This is a genomic window from Streptococcus mitis (assembly GCF_047464945.1).
Lineage (GTDB): Bacteria > Bacillota > Bacilli > Lactobacillales > Streptococcaceae > Streptococcus > Streptococcus mitis_EA.
Genome location: NZ_JASHAX010000001.1, coordinates 517,017 through 538,137, shown reverse-complemented (window position 1 = coordinate 538,137; position 21,121 = coordinate 517,017). Strand labels below are relative to the sequence as shown.

Here is a 21,121-nt window from a genome sequence, read left to right as displayed (position 1 = left end):
GATAAATATGAAGAATCGGAGTGAGACTATGAAATACAAACGGATTGTCTTTAAGGTGGGGACTTCTTCTCTGACAAATGAGGATGGGAGTTTATCACGTAGTAAGGTAAAAGCTATCACCCAGCAGTTGGCTATGTTGCACGAGGCTGGTCATGAATTGATTTTGGTGTCGTCAGGTGCCATTGCTGCAGGTTTTGGGGCCTTAGGATTTAAAAAGCGTCCGACAAAGATTGCTGATAAACAGGCTTCAGCAGCTGTAGGGCAAGGGCTTTTGTTGGAAGAGTACACGACCAATCTTCTCTTGCGCCAAATCGTTTCTGCACAAATCTTGCTAACTCAGGATGATTTTGTGGATAAGCGCCGTTATAAAAATGCCCATCAGGCTTTGTCAGTTTTACTTAGCCGTGGGGCGATTCCTATCATCAATGAGAATGACAGTGTCGTTATTGATGAGCTCAAGGTTGGGGATAATGATACTCTAAGTGCTCAGGTAGCGGCCATGGTCCAAGCAGATCTTTTGGTCCTCTTGACAGATGTGGACGGTCTTTATACTGGAAATCCTAATTCAGATCCAACCGCCAAACGCTTGGAGAAAATCGAGACTATCAATCGTGAGATTATTGATATGGCCGGTGGAGCTGGCTCGTCAAATGGAACTGGGGGCATGCTAACAAAAATCAAGGCTGCGACTATCGCAACAGAATCAGGAGTTCCTGTTTATATTTGCTCATCCTTGAAGTCAGATGCAATGATTGAGGCAGCTGAGGAGACCAAGGCTGGTTCCTACTTTGTTGCGCAAGAGAAGGGACTTCGTACCCAGAAACAATGGCTGGCCTTTTATGCTCAGAGTCAAGGTTCTATTTGGGTAGATAAAGGGGCTGCAGAAGCTCTCTCTCAACATGGAAAGAGTCTCCTTTTATCTGGTGTTGTTGATGCAGAAGGAGCCTTTTCTTACGGTGATATCGTGACGGTATTTGACAAGGAAAGTGGAAAATCACTTGGAAAAGGACGCGTACAATTTGGTGCCTCTGCTTTGGAGGATATGTTGCGTTCTCAAAAAGCCAAGGGTGTCTTGATTCACCGTGATGACTGGATTTCCATTACTCCTGAAATCCAACTACTCTTTACAGAATTTTAGAGGTAAACTATGGTAAGTACACAAGAACAATTTGAACAGGTACAGGCTGTTAAAAAATCGGTCAACACAGCTAGTAAAGAGGTGAAAAACCAAGCCTTGCTAGCCATGGCTGATCACTTATTAGTAGCTACTGAGGAGATTTTAGCGGCAAATGCTCTCGATATGGAAGCAGCAAAGGGAAAAATCTCAGATGTCATGCTGGATCGTCTTTATTTGGATGCAGGACGTATAGAAGCAATGGCAACTGGTATTCGTGAAGTGGTTGCTTTACCAGATCCAATCGGTGAAGTTTTAGAAACCAATCAGCTTGAAAATGGCTTAGTTATCACCAAAAAACGTGTGGCTATGGGGGTTATCGGTATTATCTATGAAAGTCGTCCAAATGTGACGTCTGACGCAGCTGCTTTGGCTCTCAAGAGTGGAAATGCAGTCGTTCTTCGTAGTGGGAAGGACGCTTATCAAACTGCCCATGCTATTGTTAAAGCCTTGAAAAAAGGTTTGGAGACAACGCCCATTCATCCAGATGTAATTCAACTGGTGGAAGATACTAGCCGTGAAAGTAGCTATGCTATGATGAAGGCCAAGGGTTATCTAGACCTGCTTATTCCTCGTGGAGGGGCTGGTTTGATTAATGCCGTGGTTGAAAATGCTATCGTACCTGTTATCGAGACAGGAACAGGTATTGTCCATGTTTATGTGGACAAGGATGCAGATGAGGACAAGGCACTGTCTATCATCAATAATGCTAAAACCAGTCGTCCTTCTGTATGTAATGCCATGGAGGTTTTGCTGGTTCATGAAGCCAAGGCAACAAGCTTCCTTCCTCGCTTGGAGAAAGTGCTGGTTGCAGATCGAAAAGAAGCTGGGTTGGAACCAATTCAATTCCGCTTGGATGAGAAAGCAAGTCAGTTTGTTTCAGGTCACGTGGCTGAAGCACAAGACTTTGACACAGAGTTTTTAGACTATGTCCTAGCTGTTAAGGTTGTGAGCAGTTTAGAAGAAGCGGTTGCCCATATTGAAACCCACAGTACCCATCATTCGGATGCCATTGTGACTGAAAATGCTGAAGCTGCAGCTTACTTTACAGATCAAGTGGACTCTGCAGCGGTTTATGTCAATGCCTCAACTCGTTTCACAGATGGAGGCCAGTTTGGTCTGGGTTGTGAAATGGGGATTTCAACTCAGAAACTGCACGCGCGTGGTCCCATGGGCTTGAAGGAGTTGACTAGCTACAAGTATGTGGTTACTGGTGACGGACAGATAAGGGAGTAAGAGATGAAGATTGGATTTATCGGTTTGGGGAATATGGGAGCTAGCTTGGCTAAGGCTGTTTTGCAGGCCAAGACGGGTGCTCAGATTCTCCTTGCCAATCGTAGTCAACCCAAGGTAGATGCTTTCATTGCAGACTTTGGTGGTCAGGCTTCCAGCAATGAAGAAATATTCGCAGAAGCAGATGTGATTTTTCTAGGAGTGAAGCCTGCTCAGTTCTCAGACTTGCTATCTCAATATCAAACCATCCTTAAAAAAAGAGAAAGTCTTCTTTTGATTTCCATGGCAGCTGGGTTGACTTTAGAAAAACTAGCAAGTATTATCCCAAATCAACACAGAATTATTCGTATGATGCCAAATACTCCTGCTTCTATCGGTCAAGGAGTGATTAGCTATGCCTTGTCTCCTAATTGCAGGGTTGAGGACAGTGAGCTCTTTTGTCAGCTTTTAACTAAGGCTGGTCTCTTGGTTGAACTGGGAGAAGGCTTAATCGACGCAGCAACAGGTCTTGCAGGTTGTGGACCGGCCTTTGTCTATCTCTTTATCGAAGCCTTGGCAGATGCAGGTGTTCAGACGGGATTGCCAAGAGAAACGGCATTGAAAATGGCAGCTCAAACCGTGGTAGGAGCTGGTCAATTGGTCCTAGAAAGCCAAGAGCATCCTGGAGTATTGAAAGACCAAGTCTGCAGCCCAGGAGGTTCGACTATCGCTGGTGTAGCAAGCTTAGAAGCGCATGCTTTTCGAGGGACGGTCATTGATGCAGTTGGTCAAGCATATAAACGAACACAAGAACTAGGTAAATAAGAGGTGGCTTTGTCTGCCTCTTTTATGGTGGTTGATACTCTTCGAAAATCTCTTCAAACTGCGTCAGCTTCCATCTGCAACCTCAAAACAGTGTTTTGAGCAACCTGCGGTTAGCTTCCTAGTTTGCTCTTTGATTTTCATTGAGTATGAAATGAGAAGACAAAAAGATTGTCACAAACCTCTATTTTTTTGATAGAATAGAAGTAGTAAAAAAGAAATGAGTTAGACATGTCAAAAGGATTTTTAGTCTCTCTTGAGGGACCAGAGGGAGCAGGCAAGACCAGTGTTTTAGAGGCTCTGCTCCCAATTTTAGAGGAAAAAGGGGTAGAGGTGCTGACGACCCGTGAGCCAGGTGGAGTCTTGATTGGGGAGAAGATTCGTCAAGTGATTTTGGACCCAAGTCATACTCAGATGGATCCTAAAACAGAGCTCCTTCTCTATATCGCCAGTCGTAGACAGCACTTGGTGGAAAAAGTTCTTCCAGCACTTGAAGCTGGCAAGTTGGTCATTATGGACCGCTTCATCGATAGTTCCGTTGCCTATCAGGGATTTGGTCGTGGCTTGGATATTGACGCCATTGATTGGCTCAATCGGTTTGCGACAGATGGCCTTAAACCCGATTTGACACTCTATTTTGACATCGAGGTGGAAGAAGGACTGGCTCGCATTGCTGCTAATAGTGACCGCGAGGTCAATCGTTTGGACTTGGAAGGGTTGGACTTGCATAAAAAAGTCCGTCAAGGTTACCTTTCTCTTCTGGACAAAGAAGGAAATCGCATTGTCAAGATTGATGCGAGTCTTCCATTGGAGCAAGTTGTGGAAACAACCAAGGCTGTCTTGTTTGACAGAATGGGCTTGGTCAAATGAAACAAGATCAACTAAAGGCTTGGCAACCAGACCAGTTTGACCGCTTTGTCCGTATCCTAGAACAAGACCAGCTCAATCATGCCTACCTCTTTTCAGGTTTCTTTGGAAGCTTGGAAATGGCGCAGTTTTTGGCTAAGAGCCTTTTTTGTACAGATAAAGTAGGTGTGTTGCCATGTGAGAAATGCCGAAATTGTAAGCTGATTGAACAGGGAGAATTTCCCGATGTTACCTTGATTAAACCAGTTAATCAGATCATTAAGACAGAACGCATTCGAGAATTGGTGGGGCAGTTTTCTCAAGCAGGGATTGAAAGCCAACAACAGGTCTTTATTATCGAGCAAGCTGAGAAAATGCATTCTAATGCAGCCAATTCTCTGCTCAAGGTCATCGAAGAACCCCAGAGTGAGGTTTATATTTTCTTCTTGACAAGCGATGAAGAAAAGATTTTACCGACCATCCGAAGTCGGACCCAGATTTTCCACTTTAAAAAACAAGAAGAGAAGCTGATCTTGCTCTTAGAACAAATGGGGCTGGTCAAGAAAAAAGCGACTCTCCTAGCTCAGTTTAGTCAATCGCGAGCTGAAGCAGAAAAGTTGGCTAATCAGGCAGGCTTTTGGACCTTGGTCGATGAAAGTGAACGCCTGCTGACTTGGTTAGTAGCTAAGAAAAAAGAAAGTTATCTGCAGGTTGCTAAACTAGCTAGCTTGGCAGATGACAAGGAAAAACAAGATCAGGTTTTACGGATTCTTGAAGTCCTCTGTGGGCAGGACCTCCTGCAAGCAAGAGTAAGAGTGATTTTACAAGATTTGCTAGAAGCTAGAAAAATGTGGCAGGCTAATGTTAGCTTTCAAAATGTCATGGAATATCTGATCTTGAAAGAAATATAAACTCAAAAATGAACGATAAAGAAAGGAAAGGGCTGTTTTATGGACAAAAAAGAATTATTTGACGCGCTGGATGATTTTTCCCAACAGTTATTGGTAACCTTGGCCGATGTGGAAGCCATCAAGAAAAATCTCAAGAGCCTGGTAGAGGAAAATACAGCTCTTCGCTTGGAAAATAGTAAGTTGCGCGAACGCTTGGGTGAGGTGGAAGCAGACGCTCCTGTCAAGGCTAAGCATGTTCGTGAAAGTGTCCGTCGAATTTATAAAGATGGTTTTCACGTATGTAATGATTTTTATGGACAACGTCGAGAGCAGGACGAGGAATGTATGTTCTGTGACGAGTTGTTATACAGGGAGTAGGCATGCAGATTCAAAAAAGTTTTAAGGGGCAGTCTCTCTATGGCAAGCTGTACCTAGTGGCAACGCCGATTGGCAATCTAGATGATATGACCTTTCGAGCTATTCAGACCTTGAAAGAAGTGGACTGGATTGCTGCTGAGGACACGCGCAATACAGGGCTTTTGCTCAAGCATTTTGACATTTCTACCAAGCAGATTAGTTTTCATGAGCACAATGCCAAGGAAAAGATTCCTGATTTGATTAGTTTCCTGAAAGCAGGACAAAGCATTGCTCAGGTCTCCGACGCGGGTCTGCCTAGCATCTCAGACCCTGGTCATGATTTGGTCAAGGCAGCTATTGAGGAAGAAATTGCGGTTGTGACTGTTCCGGGTGCCTCTGCAGGAATTTCTGCTTTGATTGCCAGTGGTTTAGCGCCACAGCCACATATCTTTTATGGCTTTTTACCGAGAAAATCAGGCCAGCAAAAGCAATTTTTCGACTTGAAAAAAGACTATCCAGAGACCCAGATTTTCTATGAATCGCCTCATCGTGTGGCAGATACGTTAGAAAATATGCTAGAAGTCTATGGTGACCGCTCGGTCGTTTTGGTTAGGGAATTGACCAAAATCTATGAAGAATACCAAAGAGGTACCATTTCTGAATTGCTGGAAAGCATAGCTGAAACGCCACTCAAGGGCGAATGCCTTCTCATCGTTGAAGGTGCCAGTCAGGATGTGGAGGAAAAAGAAGAGGAGGACTTGTTCTTAGAAATCCAAGCCCGTATCCAGCAAGGCATGAAGAAAAATCAAGCTATCAAGGAAGTCGCTAAGATTTACCAGTGGAATAAGAGCCAGCTCTACGCTGCCTACCACGACTGGGAAGAAAATCAAGAAAATGACTAAACAGGGAAGTTTGCCTTCTTCCCTTTTTTTGTTATACTAGTAGAAGAAAAAAATAGAAAGATTTGTGGGAGTGAAAAAGTCTGGGGGACTTTTTCAGCCTGAGCCAGGAAATTCGAAAGCGAAGTAAGTCCTGTGGACTTTTTCAGCCTGAGCCAAGAAACTCGAAAGCGAAGTAAGTCCGATTGGCTTTTTCAATGTGAACCTTGTCTTCACACTCCCAAAGAGGTATTAGTGTCGTGTCTCAATCTTATATCAATGTTATCGGTGCTGGTTTGGCAGGTTCTGAAGCAGCCTACCAAATTGCAGAACGTGGTATTCCAGTTAAACTTTATGAAATGCGTGGTGTCAAGTCAACACCCCAGCACAAAACAGACAATTTTGCTGAGTTAGTTTGTTCTAATTCCCTTCGTGGGGATGCTTTGACAAATGCAGTTGGTCTTCTCAAGGAAGAAATGCGTCGCTTGGGTTCTGTTATTTTGGAATCTGCTGAGGCTACACGTGTTCCTGCAGGTGGTGCTCTTGCGGTGGACCGTGATGGTTTCTCCCAGATGGTGACCGAGAAAGTGGCCAACCACTCCTTGATTGAAGTGGTTCGTGATGAAATTACAGAATTGCCGACAGATGTTATCACAGTTGTGGCGACTGGTCCTTTGACCAGCGATGCCTTGGCTGAAAAGATTCATGACCTTAATGACGGCGATGGTTTCTATTTCTACGATGCGGCAGCCCCTATTATCGACGTCAACACTATCGATATGAGCAAGGTCTATCTCAAGTCTCGTTATGATAAGGGAGAAGCCGCTTATCTCAACGCTCCCATGACCAAGCAAGAGTTTATGGATTTCCATGAAGCTTTGGTTAATGCGGAAGAAGCACCGCTCAATTCCTTTGAAAAAGAAAAGTACTTTGAAGGCTGTATGCCAATCGAAGTCATGGCCAAACGTGGCATTAAAACCATGCTTTATGGTCCTATGAAGCCAGTGGGTCTTGAGTATCCGGACGACTACACAGGCCCTCGTGATGGCGAATTCAAAACACCTTATGCGGTGGTTCAGCTTCGTCAGGACAATGCGGCTGGTAGTCTCTACAATATCGTTGGTTTCCAAACCCATCTCAAATGGGGAGAACAAAAGCGAGTCTTTCAAATGATTCCAGGTCTTGAAAATGCTGAGTTTGTACGTTATGGTGTCATGCACCGCAATTCTTATATGGATTCACCAAATCTTCTTGAGCAGACTTACCGTTCTAAGAAACAACCAAATCTCTTCTTTGCTGGTCAGATGACGGGCGTGGAAGGCTATGTAGAGTCAGCAGCGTCAGGATTAGTTGCGGGAATTAACGCGGCTCGTCTTTTCAAGGGAGAAAGCGAGGCTATTTTCCCAGAGACGACAGCGATTGGAAGCTTAGCTCATTACATCACCCATGCGGACAGCAAACATTTCCAACCGATGAATGTCAATTTTGGAATTATCAAGGAGTTAGAAGGCGAACGTATCCGTGATAAGAAGGCTCGTTATGAAAAAATTGCAGAGCGTGCCCTTAGTGACTTAGAGGAATTTTTAACGGTCTAATTTTTTTGAAAGAATTGCTCATGGTACTATAAAAATCTTAGAAATTGTGATAAAATAGGTAGGATAAAAAAAGGAGAGTGAAAATGGCGAATCCCAAGTATAAACGTATTTTAATCAAGTTATCAGGTGAAGCCCTTGCCGGTGAACGTGGCGTAGGGATTGATATCCAAACAGTTCAAACAATCGCAAAAGAGATTCAAGAAGTTCATAGCTTAGGTATCGAAATTGCCCTTGTTATAGGTGGAGGAAATCTCTGGCGTGGAGAACCTGCTGCTGAAGCAGGTATGGACCGCGTTCAGGCAGATTACACAGGAATGCTTGGGACTGTTATGAATGCTCTTGTGATGGCAGATTCATTGCAACAAGTTGGTGTCGATACGCGTGTACAAACAGCTATTGCCATGCAACAAGTGGCAGAGCCTTACGTACGTGGACGTGCCCTTCGTCATCTTGAAAAAGGCCGTATCGTTATCTTTGGTGCCGGAATTGGTTCACCTTACTTCTCAACAGATACAACAGCGGCCCTTCGTGCAGCTGAAATCGAAGCAGATGCTATTCTTATGGCTAAAAACGGTGTCGATGGTGTTTACAATGCCGATCCTAAGAAAGACAAGACAGCCGTTAAGTTTGAAGAATTGACCCACCGTGACGTTATCAATAAAGGTCTGCGTATCATGGACTCAACAGCTTCAACCCTCTCAATGGACAACGACATTGACTTGGTTGTCTTCAACATGAACCAACCAGGCAACATCAAACGTGTTGTATTTGGGGAAAATATCGGAACAACAGTTTCAAATAATATCGAAGAAAAGGAATAAGAAAGAATATGGCTAACGCAATTATTGAAAAAGCTAAAGAGAGAATGACCCAGTCTCACCAATCACTTGCTCGTGAATTTGGTGGTATCCGTGCTGGTCGTGCCAATGCAAGCTTGCTCGACCGTGTACATGTAGAATACTATGGAGTCGAAACTCCTCTTAACCAAATCGCTTCAATTACGATTCCAGAAGCGCGTGTTTTGTTGGTCACACCATTTGACAAGTCTTCATTGAAAGACATCGAACGTGCCTTGAACGCTTCTGATCTTGGTATCACACCAGCTAACGACGGTTCTGTTATTCGTTTGGTTATCCCTGCTCTTACAGAAGAAACTCGCCGTGACCTTGCTAAAGAAGTGAAGAAGGTCGGCGAAAATGCTAAAGTGGCTGTCCGCAATATCCGTCGTGATGCTATGGACGAAGCTAAGAAACAAGAAAAAGCAAAAGAAATCACTGAAGACGAATTGAAGACTCTTGAAAAAGACATTCAAAAAGTAACAGACGATGCTGTTAAACACATCGACGACATGACTGCCAACAAAGAGAAAGAACTCTTGGAAGTCTAAAAATAAACAGAAAAACTCAGTTGGCATTGCTGGCTGAGTTTTATTCGAAAGAAGGAAATATGAATACAAATCTTGCAAGTTTTATCGTTGGACTCATCATCGATGAAAATGACCGTTTTTACTTTGTGCAAAAGGATGGTCAAACCTATGCACTTGCCAAGGAAGAAGGTCAACATACAGTAGGGGATACGGTTAAAGGTTTTGCCTACACGGATATGAAGCAAAAACTCCGCTTGACCACTCTAGAAGTGACTGCAACTCAGGACCAATTTGGTTGGGGCCGTGTTACAGAGGTTCGTAAGGACTTGGGTGTCTTTGTGGATACGGGCCTTCCTGACAAGGAAATCGTTGTGTCACTCGATATTCTCCCTGAGCTCAAGGAACTCTGGCCTAAGAAGGGCGACCAACTCTACATCCGTCTTGAGGTGGACAAGAAAGACCGTATCTGGGGACTCTTGGCCTATCAAGAAGACTTTCAACGTCTGGCTCGTCCTGCCTACAACAACATGCAGAACCAAAACTGGCCAGCCATTGTTTACCGCCTCAAGCTGTCAGGGACTTTTGTTTACCTGCCAGAAAATAACATGCTTGGCTTTATCCATCCTAGCGAGCGCTATGCAGAACCACGTTTGGGTCAAGTTCTAGATGCGCGTGTCATTGGTTTTCGTGAAGTGGACCGTACCTTGAACCTCTCCCTCAAACCACGTTCTTTTGAAATGTTGGAAAATGATGCCCAGATGATTTTGATCTATTTGGAAAGCAATGGCGGTTTCATGACCTTAAATGATAAGTCATCTCCAGATGATATCAAGGCAACCTTTGGAATTTCTAAGGGTCAGTTTAAAAAGGCACTTGGTGGCTTGATGAAGGCTGGTAAAATCAAGCAAGACCAGTTTGGGACAGAGTTGATTTAGGGAGATTTATGAGAAAATCATTTTACACTTGGCTCATGACAGAGCGCAATTCTAAAAGTAACAGTCCCAAAACTATCCTAGCAGACCTAGCCTTTGAAGAATCAGCTTTTCCAAAACACACAGATGATTTTGATGAGGTGAGTCGCTTTTTAGAGGAATATGCCAGTTTCTCTTTCAATCTAGGAGACTTTGATGCTATCTGGCAAGAATACTTAGAACACTAGCATGATTCACTGGGTTTGGGCTAGTAATTTCTCCACCCCTTTGCTATAATAAAAAGAAATAAAAGGATTAGAGAGGTTCTTTATTTGAAGGAACATTCAATAGACATTCAACTGAGTCATCCAGATGACTTGTTTCATCTTTTTGGTTCCAATGAGCGCCATCTTCGTTTAATGGAAGAAGAGCTTGATGTTGTGATTCATGCTCGTACGGAGATTGTCCAGGTTTTGGGAGAAGAGACTGCCTGTGAGGAAGCTCGTCAGGTTATTCAAGCTCTCATGGTCTTGGTGAACCGTGGGATGACCGTTGGTACGCCAGATGTGGTGACTGCGATTAGCATGGTCAAAAACGATGAAATCGACAAGTTTGTCGCCCTTTATGAAGAAGAAATTATCAAGGATAATACTGGTAAACCTATCCGTGTCAAAACACTGGGTCAAAAACTTTATGTGGACAGTGTCAAACAGCACGATGTGACCTTTGGAATTGGGCCAGCAGGTACAGGGAAGACCTTCCTTGCAGTGACCTTGGCTGTGACAGCTCTTAAACGTGGTCAGGTCAAGCGGATTATCCTGACACGTCCAGCGGTGGAAGCAGGAGAGAGTCTTGGATTTCTTCCGGGGGATCTAAAAGAGAAGGTGGATCCTTACCTTCGACCTGTTTACGATGCCTTGTATCAGATTCTTGGGAAAGACCAGACGACTCGTCTCATGGAGCGTGAAATTATCGAGATTGCACCCCTTGCTTACATGCGTGGACGAACCTTGGATGATGCCTTTGTCATTCTCGATGAGGCGCAAAATACGACCATCATGCAGATGAAGATGTTCCTGACTCGTTTAGGCTTTAATTCTAAGATGATTGTCAATGGAGATACCAGTCAGATTGACCTGCCACGTAATGTCAAGTCCGGTTTGATTGATGCTCAAGAGAAACTCAAGAATATCCATCAAATTGACTTTGTTCATTTTTCAGCCAAGGATGTGGTTCGTCATCCAGTTGTCGCTCAGATTATCCGCGCTTATGAACCAGCTCCAGTTAAAAAAGAAGAGAGTGAAGAATTAGATCCTCAACCTCTATCTGAAGGATAGTTCTTTTGTACTTAAAGTTATCTCAATATCAAGTATAAATTTGCTTTTTAGATATTTCATTCAATATCCTTATCTTAGTTAGAAACTTTTCAAGTGGTGGAATCCTATGGAATCAATTTTTGTAAAATTTGCCCAGTATCCGTCTATAGAAACAGAGCGTTTATTGCTCCGACCTGTAACCTTGGATGATGCGGAAGCTATGTTTGAGTATGCCTCGGACAGAGAAAATACGCACTACACTTTTCCAACAAATCAAAGTTTGGAAGAAACCAAGAATAACATTGCTCAGTTCTACTTGGCCAATCCCTTGGGACGTTGGGGAATAGAACTAAAAAGCAATGGTCAGTTTATCGGAACTATTGACTTACACAAGATTGATCCTGTTCTTAAGAAGGCGGCTATTGGCTACATTATCAATAAAAAGTATTGGAATCAAGGATTGACGACAGAAGCCAATCGCGCCGTAATTGAGCTAGCTTTTGAGAAGATTGGAATGAACAAGTTGACCGCCCTTCACGATAAGGACAATCCTGCATCTGGAAAGGTCATGGAGAAATCAGGAATGCATTTTTCTCACGAAGAACCTTATGCTTGTATGGACCAGCATGAAAAAGGCAGAATCGTTACAAGAGTTCATTATGTCTTGACCAAGGAAGACTATTTTGCAAATAAATAAGCAGTTGAGAAGAAATTTTTCGACTGTTTTTTTCTTCCTCTTACGAATAATCTAAGAGAGGAGAAAATATGGAAGTAATTATCGAGAAAATCAAAGAGTATAAAATCATTGTCATCTGTACTGGTCTGGGCTTGCTTGTAGGAGGATTTTTCCTGCTAAAACCAGCTCCACAAATACCTGTTAAAGAGACGAATTTGCAGGCTGAAGTTGTAGCTGTTTCCAAGGATTCATTGGCTGAAAAGGAAGTGAAAAAGGAAGAGAAGGACGAACCTCTTGAACAAGATTTGATCACAGTAGATGTGAAGGGGGCTATCAAATCGCCAGGGATTTATGACTTGCCAGTAGGTAGTCGGGTCAATGATGCTGTTCAAAAGGCGGGTGGCTTGACAGAGCAAGCAGACAGCAAATCGCTCAATCTAGCTCAGAAAGTTAGTGATGAAGCTCTGGTTTACGTTCCAACTAAGGGAGAAGAAGCAGCTAGTCAACAGACTGGTTCTGGGACAGCTTCTTCAACGAGCAAGGAAAAGAAGGTCAATCTCAACAAGGCCAGTCTGGAAGAGCTCAAGCAGGTCAAGGGTCTGGGTGGCAAACGAGCTCAGGATATTATCGACCATCGTGAATCAAATGGGAAATTCAAGTCGGTTGATGAACTCAAGAAGGTTTCTGGTATTGGTGCTAAAACGATAGAAAAGCTAAAAGACTATGTTACAGCGGATTAAGAATTTCCCAATTCCCCTAATCTATCTGAGTTTTCTATTGCTTTGGCTTTACTACGCTATTTTCTCAGCATCCTATCTTGCTTTATTGGGCTTTGTTTTTCTGCTAGTTTGTCTCTTTATTCAATTTCCTTGGAAATCAGCAGGCAGAGTTCTAGTGATTTGTGGAATCTTTGGTTTCTGGTTTCTGTTTCAAAATTGGCAACAGAGTCAAGCGAGTCAAAATTTGGCTGTTTCTGTTGAAAGGGTACGGATTTTGCCCGACACTATTAAGGTCAATGGTGATAGCCTATCCTTTCGTGGTAAGTCTGATGAACGCATTTTTCAAGTCTATTATAAACTCCAGTCCGAGAATGAAAAAGAGAAATTTCAAGTCTTAACAGATCTTCATGAGATAGAGTTAGAAGGGAAGCTTTCGGAGCCAGAAAGGCAGAGAAATTTTGGAGGCTTTGACTACCAAGCCTATCTGAAGACTCAGGGAATTTACCAGACACTCAATATCAAAAAAATCCAGTCACTTCAAAAGGTTGGCAGTTGGGATATAGGTGAAAACTTGTCCAGTTTACGTCGAAAGGCTGTGGTTTGGATTAAGATGCACTTTCCAGACCCTATGCGCAATTACATGACGGGGCTTTTATTAGGACATCTGGACACCGACTTTGAGGAGATGAATGAGCTTTATTCTAGTCTAGGAATTATCCATCTTTTTGCCTTGTCGGGCATGCAGGTAGGCTTTTTCATGGACGGATTTAAGAAACTTCTCTTGCGATTGGGCTTGACCCAAGAAACGTTGAAATGGCTGACTTATCCCTTTTCCCTGATCTATGCAGGCCTGACAGGATTTTCAGCATCGGTCATTCGTAGTCTTTTGCAGAAGCTACTGGCTCAGCATGGGGTTAAGGGATTGGATAATTTTGCCTTAACGGTTCTTGTTCTCTTTATCGTTATGCCCAACTTTTTCTTGACAGCAGGAGGTGTCTTGTCCTGCGCTTATGCTTTTATCTTGACCATGACCAGCAAAGAAGGAGATGGCCTCAAGGCTGTTGCTAGAGAAAGTCTAGTCATTTCCTTAGGAATATTACCCATTTTATCCTTCTATTTTGCAGAATTTCAACCATGGTCTATCCTTTTGACCTTTGTCTTTTCCTTTCTATTTGACTTGGTCTTCTTACCGCTCTTGTCTATTTTATTTGCCCTTTCCTTTCTCTATCCAGTCACTCAACTTAATTTTATCTTTGAATGGTTGGAAAATATCATTTGCTTGGTGTCGCAGGTGGCAAGTAGGCCTCTGGTCTTTGGACAACCCAATGCATGGCTTTTAATCTTATTATTAATTTCTTTGGCTTTGGTCTATGATTTGAGGAAAAACATTAAAAGGCTAGCAGTATTGAGCTTATTGATTGCAGCTCTCTTTTGCTTGACCAAGCATCCGCTGGAAAATGAAATTACCATACTGGATGTGGGGCAAGGCGAAAGTATTTTCCTAAGGGATGTAACTGGTAAGACAATTCTCATAGATGTAGGTGGCAAGGCAGAATCTGATAAGAAAATCGAGCCTTGGCAAGAAAAGGCGACGACCAGCATTGCCCAGCGAACCTTGATTCCCTATCTCAAAAATCGAGGAGTAGCCAAAATTGACCAGCTGATTTTGACAAATACGGACAAGGAACATGTTGGAGATTTGTTGGAGGTGACCAAGGCTTTCCATGTAGGCGAAATTTTAGTGTCAAAAGGCAGTTTGAAACAGAAGCAATTTGTGGCAGAACTACAAGCGACCCAAACAAAAGTTAGAAGTATAACAGCAGGAGAGAACTTGCCAATTTTTGGGAGTCAGTTAGAAGTCTTATCTCCAAGGAAAATTGGAGATGGAGGTCATGAAGATTCCTTGGTTCTGTATGGGAAACTTTTGGATAAGCACTTTCTCTTCACAGGAAATTTGGAGGAGAAAGGAGAGAAGGACTTGTTGAAGCAGTATCCTGACCTAGAAGTGGATGTTTTGAAAGCTAGCCAACATGGCTCTAAAAAATCACCAAGTTCAGCCTTTCTAGAAAAACTCAAACCAGAGATGACTCTCATCTCAGTTGGAAAGAACAATCGAACGAAACTCCCCCATCAGGAAACTTTGACCCGACTGGAGGGTATCAATAGCAAAGTTTACCGAACTGATCAGCAAGGAGCTATACGCTTTAAGGGGGTGAATAGTTGGAAAATCGAAAGTGTTCGATAGGAAGGACAAATATTATATATTAGTAAAATAAACTAAAAATCTGTTGCATAATAATGATAAAAACGATATAATGAAAGCGTATTCAATATTAATGATATAAAACTATTAAAAATTAGTAAAAATCGTTTAATTAGTTAGTTTATGATCTATTTGTCTTTTTCAGTCCAGTATATCTGCTGTGAGCGTTCTTAAAACTTATCGGTATGCTTGGAATACCTACTATAGGTCTAGTATGAATTACTAGAGATATAACTATATTAATCTCCTGTTATGGTATCGTTATGACAGCTATTCTGAATATAAAATTGGTTCTGGTTGGAATTACAATCGTTATGAGGTAATAAACTACTCCAGAGGAGGCTATTAATCCTTAAAGAGTGATAAAAAGGAGGGCTAGATATGTTGCAGCTTACTCATGTGACCTTAAAAACACGACAAGTCATCTTACAAGATGTTGATTTTACATTTGAAAAGGGCAGAATTTATGGTATTCTTGCTATCAATGGCTCTGGAAAGACGACCCTGTTCCGCGCCATTAGCAATTTAATTCCTATAAGTAGCGGAAATATCGCAGTCTCTCCTTCTTTGTTTTATTATGAGAGTATTGAATGGCTGGATGGAAACTTAAGTGGGATGGACTACCTTCGTCTTATCAAAAACATCTGGAAGTCAGGGCTGAACTTGGGGGATGAAATTGATTACTGGGAAATGTCTGACTATATCAGCCTTCCCATCCGAAAGTATTCCTTAGGTATGAAGCAACGCTTGGTGATTGCCATGTATTTCCTCAGTCAGGCCAAATGCTGGCTTATGGATGAGATTACAAATGGCTTAGATGAGTATTATCGACAGAAGTTTTTTGATAGGCTAGCACAAATCGATAGACAAGAACAGCTGGTTCTTTTAAGTTCCCACTATAAGGAAGAGTTGCTTGATGTCTGCGATAGAGTAGTAACCATTCATCAGGGGCAAATAGAAGAGGTTTAGTTTATGAAAGATGTTAGTCTATTTTTATTAAAAAAAGTTTTCAAAAGTCGCTTAAACTGGATTATCTTAGCTTTATTTGTATCTGGACTCGGTGTTACCTTTTATTTTAATAGTCAGACTGCAAACTCCGTCAGCTTGGAGAGCGAGTTGGAAACCCGTCTTGTAAAAGATGAGAGAGTCATCAATGAATATGAAGAGAAACTCTCCCAAATATCTGACACCAGCTCGGAGGAATATCAGTTTGCTAAAGAAAATTTAGACTCGCAAAAAAATCTTTTGACGCAAAAGACAGAAATTCTGGCTTTGTTAAAAGAAGGACGCTGGAAAGAAGCCTACTATTTGCAGTGGCAAGATGTAGAGAAGAGTTATGAAATTTTATCAAAGGAACCGACTGCTAGTTCTGACTTAAAAATGGCGGTTGACCGCGAGCGAAAGATTTACCAAGCCTTATATCCCTTGAACATAAAAGCCCACAATTTAGTTTATCCGACCTACGGGATTGATCAGATTGTCTGGATTTTAGAGGCTATCATCCCAAGATTGTTTGTAGTTGCTATTATTTTTATGCTAACGCAACTATTTGCAGAAAGGTATCAAAATCATCTGGATACAGCTCAGTTATATCCTTTTTCAAAAGTGGCATTTGCCATGTCCTCTCTTGGAGTTGGGGTGAGCTATGTAACCGTGCTGTTTATCGGAATCAGCGGATTTTCTTTTCTAGTGGGAAGTCTGATAAGCGGTTTTGGACAGTTAGATTACCCCTACCCGATTTATAGCTTAACGAATCAAGAGGTAACTATTGGAAAGATACAAGATGTGTTATTTCCTGGCTTGTTCTTAGCTTTCTTAGCCGTTATCGTCATTGTGGAAGTTGTGTATTTGATTACTTACTTTTTCAAGCAAAAAATGCCTGTCCTCTTTCTGTCACTTATTGGGATTGTTGGCTTATTGTTTGGCATCCAAACAATTCAGCCTCTTCAAAGGATTGCACATCTGATTCCCTTTACTTACTTGCGTTCAGTGGAGATTTTGTCTGGTAGATTACCTAAGCAGATTGATAATGTCAATCTGAATTGGAGCATGGGGATGGTCTTACTTCCTTGCCTGATTATCCTTTTGTTAGTGGGGATTCTATTTATCGAAAGATGGGGAAGTTCACAGAAAAAAGAATTTTTTAATAGGTTTTAGCATTCCTATAGGGAAAATAAGTAAAAACTAACATAGAGAGGGAATCAACTTGATTCTCTCTTTTTAATTAGGAAACCAAGCCAAAATACAAACAGAAACTTTAAAAAAATAACTTTTTATCTTGACAAGAGCTCGAAAACTTGGTATCATATAAAAGTTGAGAAAAGCAGAAGTGAGAGCTTCTCGCCTTGTGACATTAAGTTGCCTGGCCCTACGGATGAAAAGTTTCTAAGAAACGCTATCATAACGTGCGGGCTTGTATATTTACGAGTCCGCTATTGTTTTTCTCTAATAAAACAAAAGAGGTGAAAACCATAGCAAAGCAAGACTTATTCATCAATGATGAGATTCGTGTACGTGAAGTTCGCTTGATTGGTCTTGAAGGAGAACAGCTAGGCATCAAGCCACTCAGTGAAGCGCAAGCTTTGGCTGATAACGCTAATGTTGACCTAGTATTGATTCAACCCCAAGCCAAACCGCCTGTTGCAAAAATTATGGACTACGGTAAGTTCAAATTTGAGTACCAGAAGAAGCAAAAAGAACAACGTAAAAAACAAAGTGTTGTTACTGTGAAAGAAGTTCGTCTAAGTCCAACTATTGACAAGGGTGACTTTGATACAAAACTTCGCAATGCACGCAAATTCCTTGAAAAAGGAAATAAAGTTAAGGTATCTATTCGCTTTAAGGGTCGTATGATTACCCATAAAGAGATTGGTGCAAAAGTTTTAGCCGAGTTTGCTGAAGCAACTCAAGATATTGCCATCATCGAACAACGTGCTAAAATGGATGGACGTCAAATGTTCATGCAATTGGCGCCAGCGACTGACAAAAAATAATTGTCAGAAAGTTAAATAAAGGAGAAAAAATCATGCCAAAACAAAAAACACACCGCGCATCAGCTAAACGTTTCAAACGTACAGGTTCTGGTGGACTTAAACGTTTCCGTGCTTACACTTCTCACCGTTTCCACGGAAAAACTAAGAAACAACGTCGTCATCTTCGTAAAGCATCTATGGTGCATTCAGGAGATTACAAACGTATCAAAGCAATGCTTACTCGCTTGAAATAATAGCTTGACTGTAAGTAAACAATTCTAGGAAATATTTGGAGGAAATAAAACATGGCACGTGTTAAAGGTGGCGTTGTATCACGCAAACGTCGTAAACGTATTCTTAAATTAGCAAAAGGTTACTATGGAGCTAAACACATCTTGTTCCGTACTGCAAAAGAACAAGTAATGAACTCTTACTACTATGCATACCGTGACCGTCGTCAGAAAAAACGTGACTTCCGCAAATTGTGGATCACTCGTATCAACGCGGCAGCTCGTATGAACGGACTTTCATACTCACAATTGATGCATGGTTTGAAATTGGCTGAGATCGAAGTTAACCGTAAAATGCTTGCTGACTTGGCTGTTAACGATGCAGCAGCTTTCACAGCTCTTGCAGATGCAGCTAAAGCAAAACTTGGTAAATAATAACAGATAAGACTGGAACAGGATTGTCCCAGTCTTTTTAAAAATAAAGGAGAAAAATATGGCTTCAAAAATGCTACACACTTGCTTGCGTGTAGAAAATCTTGAAAAATCAATTGCATTCTATCAAGATGCTTTTGGATTTAAAGAATTGCGTCGCAGAGATTTTCCAGACCATGCCTTCACGATTGTCTATCTAGGTCTTGAGGGTGACGACTATGAGTTGGAGTTGACTTATAACTACGATCATGGTCCTTATGTGGTTGGAGATGGGTTTGCCCATATCGCCCTCAGTACACCTGATCTTGAGGCACTTCATCAAGAGCATAGTGCAAAAGGCTATGAAGTGACTGAGCCAAATGGTCTACCAGGAACTGCACCTAACTATTACTTTGTCAAAGACCCTGATGGCTACAAGGTCGAAGTCATTCGTGAAAAATAATCTCGTGAGGTCAAGTAGAATGTTCGTTTTCTACTTGACTTTTTTTAGTTGAAAGAGTATACTAATTAAAATTTAACCTTTAAGGGGAGTCCAGAGAGACTCACAAGGTGTCAGATAAAAGAATAGTGCAATTTTCTAGAGGAGACTTTTTGAGTGTACTCTCTTGTGTTGTACGATTTTAACTGAGGCCTTGCACTAGCAAGGTCTTTTCTTTATCTGCTCCCCTTAAAATTTAAGGAGGAAAAGTCATGAATCCCACATGTAAGAAACGTTTGGGTGCAATTCGATTGGAAACCATGAAGGTGGTTGCACAGGAGGAAATCGCGCCAGCAATCTTTGAATTAGTCCTAGAAGGAGAAATGGTTGAAGCTATGCGAGCAGGCCAATTTCTTCATCTGCGTGTGCCTGATGATGCCCATCTTTTGCGTCGCCCTATTTCGATTTCGTCTATTGACAAGGTTAATAAGCAGTGTCATCTCATTTATCGGATTGAGGGTGCTGGGACAGCTATTTTCTCAACCTTAAGTCAGGGAGATACTCTTGATGTGATGGGGCCTCAGGGAAATGGTTTTGACTTGTCTGATCTAGATGAGCAGAGCCAGGTTCTCCTTGTTGGTGGGGGGATTGGTGTTCCGCCCTTGCTTGAAGTAGCCAAGGAATTGCGTGCGCGTGGTGTGAAAGTAGTGACTGTCCTCGGTTTTGCGAACAAGGATGCTGTTATTTTAGAGACGGAATTGGCCCAATATGGTCAAGTCTTTGTAACGACAGATGATGGTTCTTATGGTATTAAGGGAAATGTGTCAGTCGTCATCAATGATTTAGATAATCAGTTTGACGCCGTTTACTCATGTGGGGCGCCTGGAATGATGAAGTATATCAATCAAACCTTCTATAACCACCCAAGGGCCTATCTGTCTCTGGAATCTCGTATGGCTTGTGGGATGGGTGCCTGCTACGCCTGTGTCCTAAAAGTGCCAGAAAGCGAGACGGTCAGCCAACGTGTCTGTGAAGATGGCCCTGTTTTCCGCACAGGAACAGTTGTATTATAAGGAGAAAATTATGACTACAAATCGTTTACAAGTTTCTCTACCTGGCTTGGATTTGAAAAATCCGATTATTCCAGCATCAGGCTGTTTTGGTTTTGGACAAGAGTATGCCAAGTACTATGATTTAGACCTTTTAGGTTCTATTATGATCAAGGCGACAACTCTTGAACCCCGTTTTGGCAATCCAACTCCAAGGGTGGCAGAAACACCTGCTGGCATGCTCAATGCAATTGGCTTGCAAAATCCTGGTTTGGAAGTTGTTTTGGCCGAAAAGCTACCTTGGTTGGAAAGAGAATATCCAAATCTTCCTATTATTGCCAATGTGGCTGGTTTTTCAAAACAAGAGTATGCGGCCGTTTCTCATGGGATTTCCAAGGCAGCTAATGTAAAGGCTATCGAGCTCAATATTTCTTGTCCCAATGTTGACCACTGTAATCACGGACTTTTGATTGGTCAAGATCCAGATTTGGCTTATGATGTGGTGAAAGCAGCTGTGGAAGTCTCTGATGTGCCAGTTTATGTCAAATTAACCCCTAGTGTGACCGATATCGTCACTGTCGCAAAGGCAGCAGAGGATGCAGGAGCAAGCGGCTTGACCATGATCAATACCCTAGTTGGAATGCGCTTTGACCTCAAAACCAGAAAACCAATCTTGGCCAATGGAACAGGTGGAATGTCTGGTCCAGCAGTCTTTCCAGTAGCCCTCAAACTCATCCGCCAAGTAGCTCAAACAACAGACCTGCCTATCATTGGAATGGGAGGAGTGGATTCGGCTGAAGCAGCCCTAGAAATGTATCTGGCTGGAGCATCTGCTATTGGAGTTGGAACAGCCAACTTTACCAATCCTTATGCCTGCCCTGATATCATCGAAAATTTACCAAAAGTCATGGATAAATACGGCATTAGCAGTCTGGAAAATCTCCGCAAGGAAGTAAAAGAGTCTCTTAGGTAAACTGCAATCTATCTGTTCTTGA

The 21,121-nt window shown here is 42.2% G+C and carries 24 protein-coding genes and 1 other annotated feature; all 24 genes read left to right on the top strand.

Features of this window, described 5'->3' with window-relative positions; all coding sequences use genetic code 11:
• The first annotated feature begins 28 nt into the window (after positions 1-28).
• Positions 29-1,138, top strand: a complete 1,110-nt coding sequence (gene proB, locus QM424_RS02660; RefSeq protein ID WP_414392856.1) for a glutamate 5-kinase — start codon at positions 29-31, stop codon at positions 1,136-1,138.
• 9 nt (positions 1,139-1,147) lie between these two features.
• Positions 1,148-2,410: a glutamate-5-semialdehyde dehydrogenase gene (locus QM424_RS02655; protein ID WP_414392854.1), complete on the top strand. Its 1,263-nt coding sequence runs from the start codon at positions 1,148-1,150 to the stop codon at positions 2,408-2,410.
• Positions 2,411-2,413: 3 nt separating this feature from the next.
• Positions 2,414-3,211, top strand: coding sequence for a pyrroline-5-carboxylate reductase (gene proC / locus QM424_RS02650; protein WP_414392852.1), 798 nt, complete (start codon positions 2,414-2,416; stop codon positions 3,209-3,211).
• 228 nt (positions 3,212-3,439) lie between these two features.
• Positions 3,440-4,078: a dTMP kinase gene (tmk, locus tag QM424_RS02645; RefSeq protein WP_033679933.1), complete on the top strand. Its 639-nt coding sequence runs from the start codon at positions 3,440-3,442 to the stop codon at positions 4,076-4,078.
• Positions 4,075-4,965: a DNA polymerase III subunit delta' gene (locus QM424_RS02640; protein WP_261054549.1), complete on the top strand. Its 891-nt coding sequence runs from the start codon at positions 4,075-4,077 to the stop codon at positions 4,963-4,965. Before tmk ends, QM424_RS02640 begins: the two co-directional genes overlap by 4 nt.
• A gap of 39 nt (positions 4,966-5,004) precedes the next feature.
• Positions 5,005-5,322 (top strand): DNA replication initiation control protein YabA, encoded by a 318-nt coding sequence (gene yabA / locus QM424_RS02635; RefSeq protein ID WP_000358227.1) that lies wholly within the window; start codon positions 5,005-5,007, stop codon positions 5,320-5,322.
• Positions 5,323-5,324: 2 nt separating this feature from the next.
• The gene (gene rsmI / locus QM424_RS02630) at positions 5,325-6,203 is read left to right on the top strand and encodes a 16S rRNA (cytidine(1402)-2'-O)-methyltransferase (protein WP_414392849.1); all 879 of its coding nucleotides are present in this window, start codon (positions 5,325-5,327) and stop codon (positions 6,201-6,203) included.
• 236 nt (positions 6,204-6,439) lie between these two features.
• Entirely contained in the window at positions 6,440-7,774 is a 1,335-nt protein-coding gene (gene trmFO, locus QM424_RS02625) for a methylenetetrahydrofolate--tRNA-(uracil(54)-C(5))-methyltransferase (FADH(2)-oxidizing) TrmFO (protein ID WP_414392847.1), read from the top strand.
• 83 nt (positions 7,775-7,857) lie between these two features.
• The gene (pyrH, locus tag QM424_RS02620) at positions 7,858-8,595 is read left to right on the top strand and encodes a UMP kinase (RefSeq protein ID WP_000002996.1); all 738 of its coding nucleotides are present in this window, start codon (positions 7,858-7,860) and stop codon (positions 8,593-8,595) included.
• 8 nt (positions 8,596-8,603) lie between these two features.
• A complete protein-coding gene (gene frr / locus QM424_RS02615; RefSeq protein WP_001262225.1) occupies positions 8,604-9,161 on the top strand; it encodes a ribosome recycling factor in 558 nt (185 codons plus the stop codon).
• Between the two features lie 59 nt (positions 9,162-9,220).
• Positions 9,221-10,075 carry an RNA-binding virulence regulatory protein CvfB gene (gene cvfB, locus QM424_RS02610; RefSeq protein ID WP_414392846.1) on the top strand — a complete coding sequence of 285 codons (855 nt, stop codon included), beginning with the start codon at positions 9,221-9,223 and terminating at the stop codon, positions 10,073-10,075.
• Positions 10,076-10,083: 8 nt separating this feature from the next.
• On the top strand, positions 10,084-10,299 hold the full coding sequence (locus QM424_RS02605; RefSeq protein WP_414392844.1) for a YozE family protein: 216 nt from the start codon (positions 10,084-10,086) through the stop codon (positions 10,297-10,299).
• Between the two features lie 84 nt (positions 10,300-10,383).
• A complete protein-coding gene (locus QM424_RS02600; protein ID WP_414392843.1) occupies positions 10,384-11,388 on the top strand; it encodes a PhoH family protein in 1,005 nt (334 codons plus the stop codon).
• Positions 11,389-11,494: 106 nt separating this feature from the next.
• The gene (locus tag QM424_RS02595) at positions 11,495-12,064 is read left to right on the top strand and encodes a GNAT family N-acetyltransferase (RefSeq protein WP_414392841.1); all 570 of its coding nucleotides are present in this window, start codon (positions 11,495-11,497) and stop codon (positions 12,062-12,064) included.
• 68 nt (positions 12,065-12,132) lie between these two features.
• Complete coding sequence (locus tag QM424_RS02590; protein WP_414392839.1) at positions 12,133-12,783, top strand: helix-hairpin-helix domain-containing protein; 651 nt, start codon at positions 12,133-12,135, stop codon at positions 12,781-12,783.
• Positions 12,767-15,007 carry a DNA internalization-related competence protein ComEC/Rec2 gene (locus QM424_RS02585; protein ID WP_414392837.1) on the top strand — a complete coding sequence of 747 codons (2,241 nt, stop codon included), beginning with the start codon at positions 12,767-12,769 and terminating at the stop codon, positions 15,005-15,007. Before QM424_RS02590 ends, QM424_RS02585 begins: the two co-directional genes overlap by 17 nt.
• Positions 15,008-15,406: 399 nt before the next feature.
• Entirely contained in the window at positions 15,407-15,994 is a 588-nt protein-coding gene (locus QM424_RS02580) for an ATP-binding cassette domain-containing protein (protein WP_261022084.1), read from the top strand.
• A 3-nt stretch (positions 15,995-15,997) separates the two neighbouring features.
• Positions 15,998-17,182 carry a hypothetical protein gene (locus QM424_RS02575; protein ID WP_261029376.1) on the top strand — a complete coding sequence of 395 codons (1,185 nt, stop codon included), beginning with the start codon at positions 15,998-16,000 and terminating at the stop codon, positions 17,180-17,182.
• A 158-nt stretch (positions 17,183-17,340) separates the two neighbouring features.
• Positions 17,341-17,472, top strand: a sequence feature (ribosomal protein L20 leader region).
• 15 nt (positions 17,473-17,487) lie between these two features.
• Positions 17,488-18,018, top strand: a complete 531-nt coding sequence (infC, locus tag QM424_RS02570) for a translation initiation factor IF-3 (protein WP_000848180.1) — start codon at positions 17,488-17,490, stop codon at positions 18,016-18,018.
• A gap of 32 nt (positions 18,019-18,050) precedes the next feature.
• A complete protein-coding gene (gene rpmI, locus QM424_RS02565; protein WP_001125943.1) occupies positions 18,051-18,251 on the top strand; it encodes a 50S ribosomal protein L35 in 201 nt (66 codons plus the stop codon).
• A gap of 51 nt (positions 18,252-18,302) precedes the next feature.
• Positions 18,303-18,662 carry a 50S ribosomal protein L20 gene (rplT, locus tag QM424_RS02560; protein ID WP_000124834.1) on the top strand — a complete coding sequence of 120 codons (360 nt, stop codon included), beginning with the start codon at positions 18,303-18,305 and terminating at the stop codon, positions 18,660-18,662.
• A 58-nt stretch (positions 18,663-18,720) separates the two neighbouring features.
• Positions 18,721-19,101: a lactoylglutathione lyase gene (gene gloA, locus QM424_RS02555; protein ID WP_000157153.1), complete on the top strand. Its 381-nt coding sequence runs from the start codon at positions 18,721-18,723 to the stop codon at positions 19,099-19,101.
• Between the two features lie 248 nt (positions 19,102-19,349).
• Positions 19,350-20,150, top strand: a complete 801-nt coding sequence (locus tag QM424_RS02550; protein WP_261029375.1) for a dihydroorotate dehydrogenase electron transfer subunit — start codon at positions 19,350-19,352, stop codon at positions 20,148-20,150.
• Entirely contained in the window at positions 20,113-21,099 is a 987-nt protein-coding gene (locus tag QM424_RS02545) for a dihydroorotate dehydrogenase (protein ID WP_414392834.1), read from the top strand. The genes QM424_RS02550 and QM424_RS02545 overlap by 38 nt, the downstream gene beginning before the upstream one ends.
• Positions 21,100-21,121: the final 22 nt, after the last annotated feature.

What these genes read in the sequence shown, in the direction of transcription:
- proB (WP_414392856.1), top strand. Translation starts at nt 29, where the DNA reads ATGAAATACAAACGGATTGTCTTTAAGGTGGGGACTTCTTCTCTGACA.
- QM424_RS02655 (WP_414392854.1), top strand. Translation starts at nt 1,148, where the DNA reads ATGGTAAGTACACAAGAACAATTTGAACAGGTACAGGCTGTTAAAAAA.
- proC (WP_414392852.1), top strand. Translation starts at nt 2,414, where the DNA reads ATGAAGATTGGATTTATCGGTTTGGGGAATATGGGAGCTAGCTTGGCT.
- tmk (WP_033679933.1), top strand. Translation starts at nt 3,440, where the DNA reads ATGTCAAAAGGATTTTTAGTCTCTCTTGAGGGACCAGAGGGAGCAGGC.
- QM424_RS02640 (WP_261054549.1), top strand. Translation starts at nt 4,075, where the DNA reads ATGAAACAAGATCAACTAAAGGCTTGGCAACCAGACCAGTTTGACCGC.
- yabA (WP_000358227.1), top strand. Translation starts at nt 5,005, where the DNA reads ATGGACAAAAAAGAATTATTTGACGCGCTGGATGATTTTTCCCAACAG.
- rsmI (WP_414392849.1), top strand. Translation starts at nt 5,325, where the DNA reads ATGCAGATTCAAAAAAGTTTTAAGGGGCAGTCTCTCTATGGCAAGCTG.
- pyrH (WP_000002996.1), top strand. Translation starts at nt 7,858, where the DNA reads ATGGCGAATCCCAAGTATAAACGTATTTTAATCAAGTTATCAGGTGAA.
- frr (WP_001262225.1), top strand. Translation starts at nt 8,604, where the DNA reads ATGGCTAACGCAATTATTGAAAAAGCTAAAGAGAGAATGACCCAGTCT.
- cvfB (WP_414392846.1), top strand. Translation starts at nt 9,221, where the DNA reads ATGAATACAAATCTTGCAAGTTTTATCGTTGGACTCATCATCGATGAA.
- QM424_RS02605 (WP_414392844.1), top strand. Translation starts at nt 10,084, where the DNA reads ATGAGAAAATCATTTTACACTTGGCTCATGACAGAGCGCAATTCTAAA.
- QM424_RS02595 (WP_414392841.1), top strand. Translation starts at nt 11,495, where the DNA reads ATGGAATCAATTTTTGTAAAATTTGCCCAGTATCCGTCTATAGAAACA.
- QM424_RS02590 (WP_414392839.1), top strand. Translation starts at nt 12,133, where the DNA reads ATGGAAGTAATTATCGAGAAAATCAAAGAGTATAAAATCATTGTCATC.
- QM424_RS02585 (WP_414392837.1), top strand. Translation starts at nt 12,767, where the DNA reads ATGTTACAGCGGATTAAGAATTTCCCAATTCCCCTAATCTATCTGAGT.
- QM424_RS02580 (WP_261022084.1), top strand. Translation starts at nt 15,407, where the DNA reads ATGTTGCAGCTTACTCATGTGACCTTAAAAACACGACAAGTCATCTTA.
- QM424_RS02575 (WP_261029376.1), top strand. Translation starts at nt 15,998, where the DNA reads ATGAAAGATGTTAGTCTATTTTTATTAAAAAAAGTTTTCAAAAGTCGC.
- rpmI (WP_001125943.1), top strand. Translation starts at nt 18,051, where the DNA reads ATGCCAAAACAAAAAACACACCGCGCATCAGCTAAACGTTTCAAACGT.
- rplT (WP_000124834.1), top strand. Translation starts at nt 18,303, where the DNA reads ATGGCACGTGTTAAAGGTGGCGTTGTATCACGCAAACGTCGTAAACGT.
- gloA (WP_000157153.1), top strand. Translation starts at nt 18,721, where the DNA reads ATGGCTTCAAAAATGCTACACACTTGCTTGCGTGTAGAAAATCTTGAA.
- QM424_RS02550 (WP_261029375.1), top strand. Translation starts at nt 19,350, where the DNA reads ATGAATCCCACATGTAAGAAACGTTTGGGTGCAATTCGATTGGAAACC.
- QM424_RS02545 (WP_414392834.1), top strand. Translation starts at nt 20,113, where the DNA reads ATGGCCCTGTTTTCCGCACAGGAACAGTTGTATTATAAGGAGAAAATT.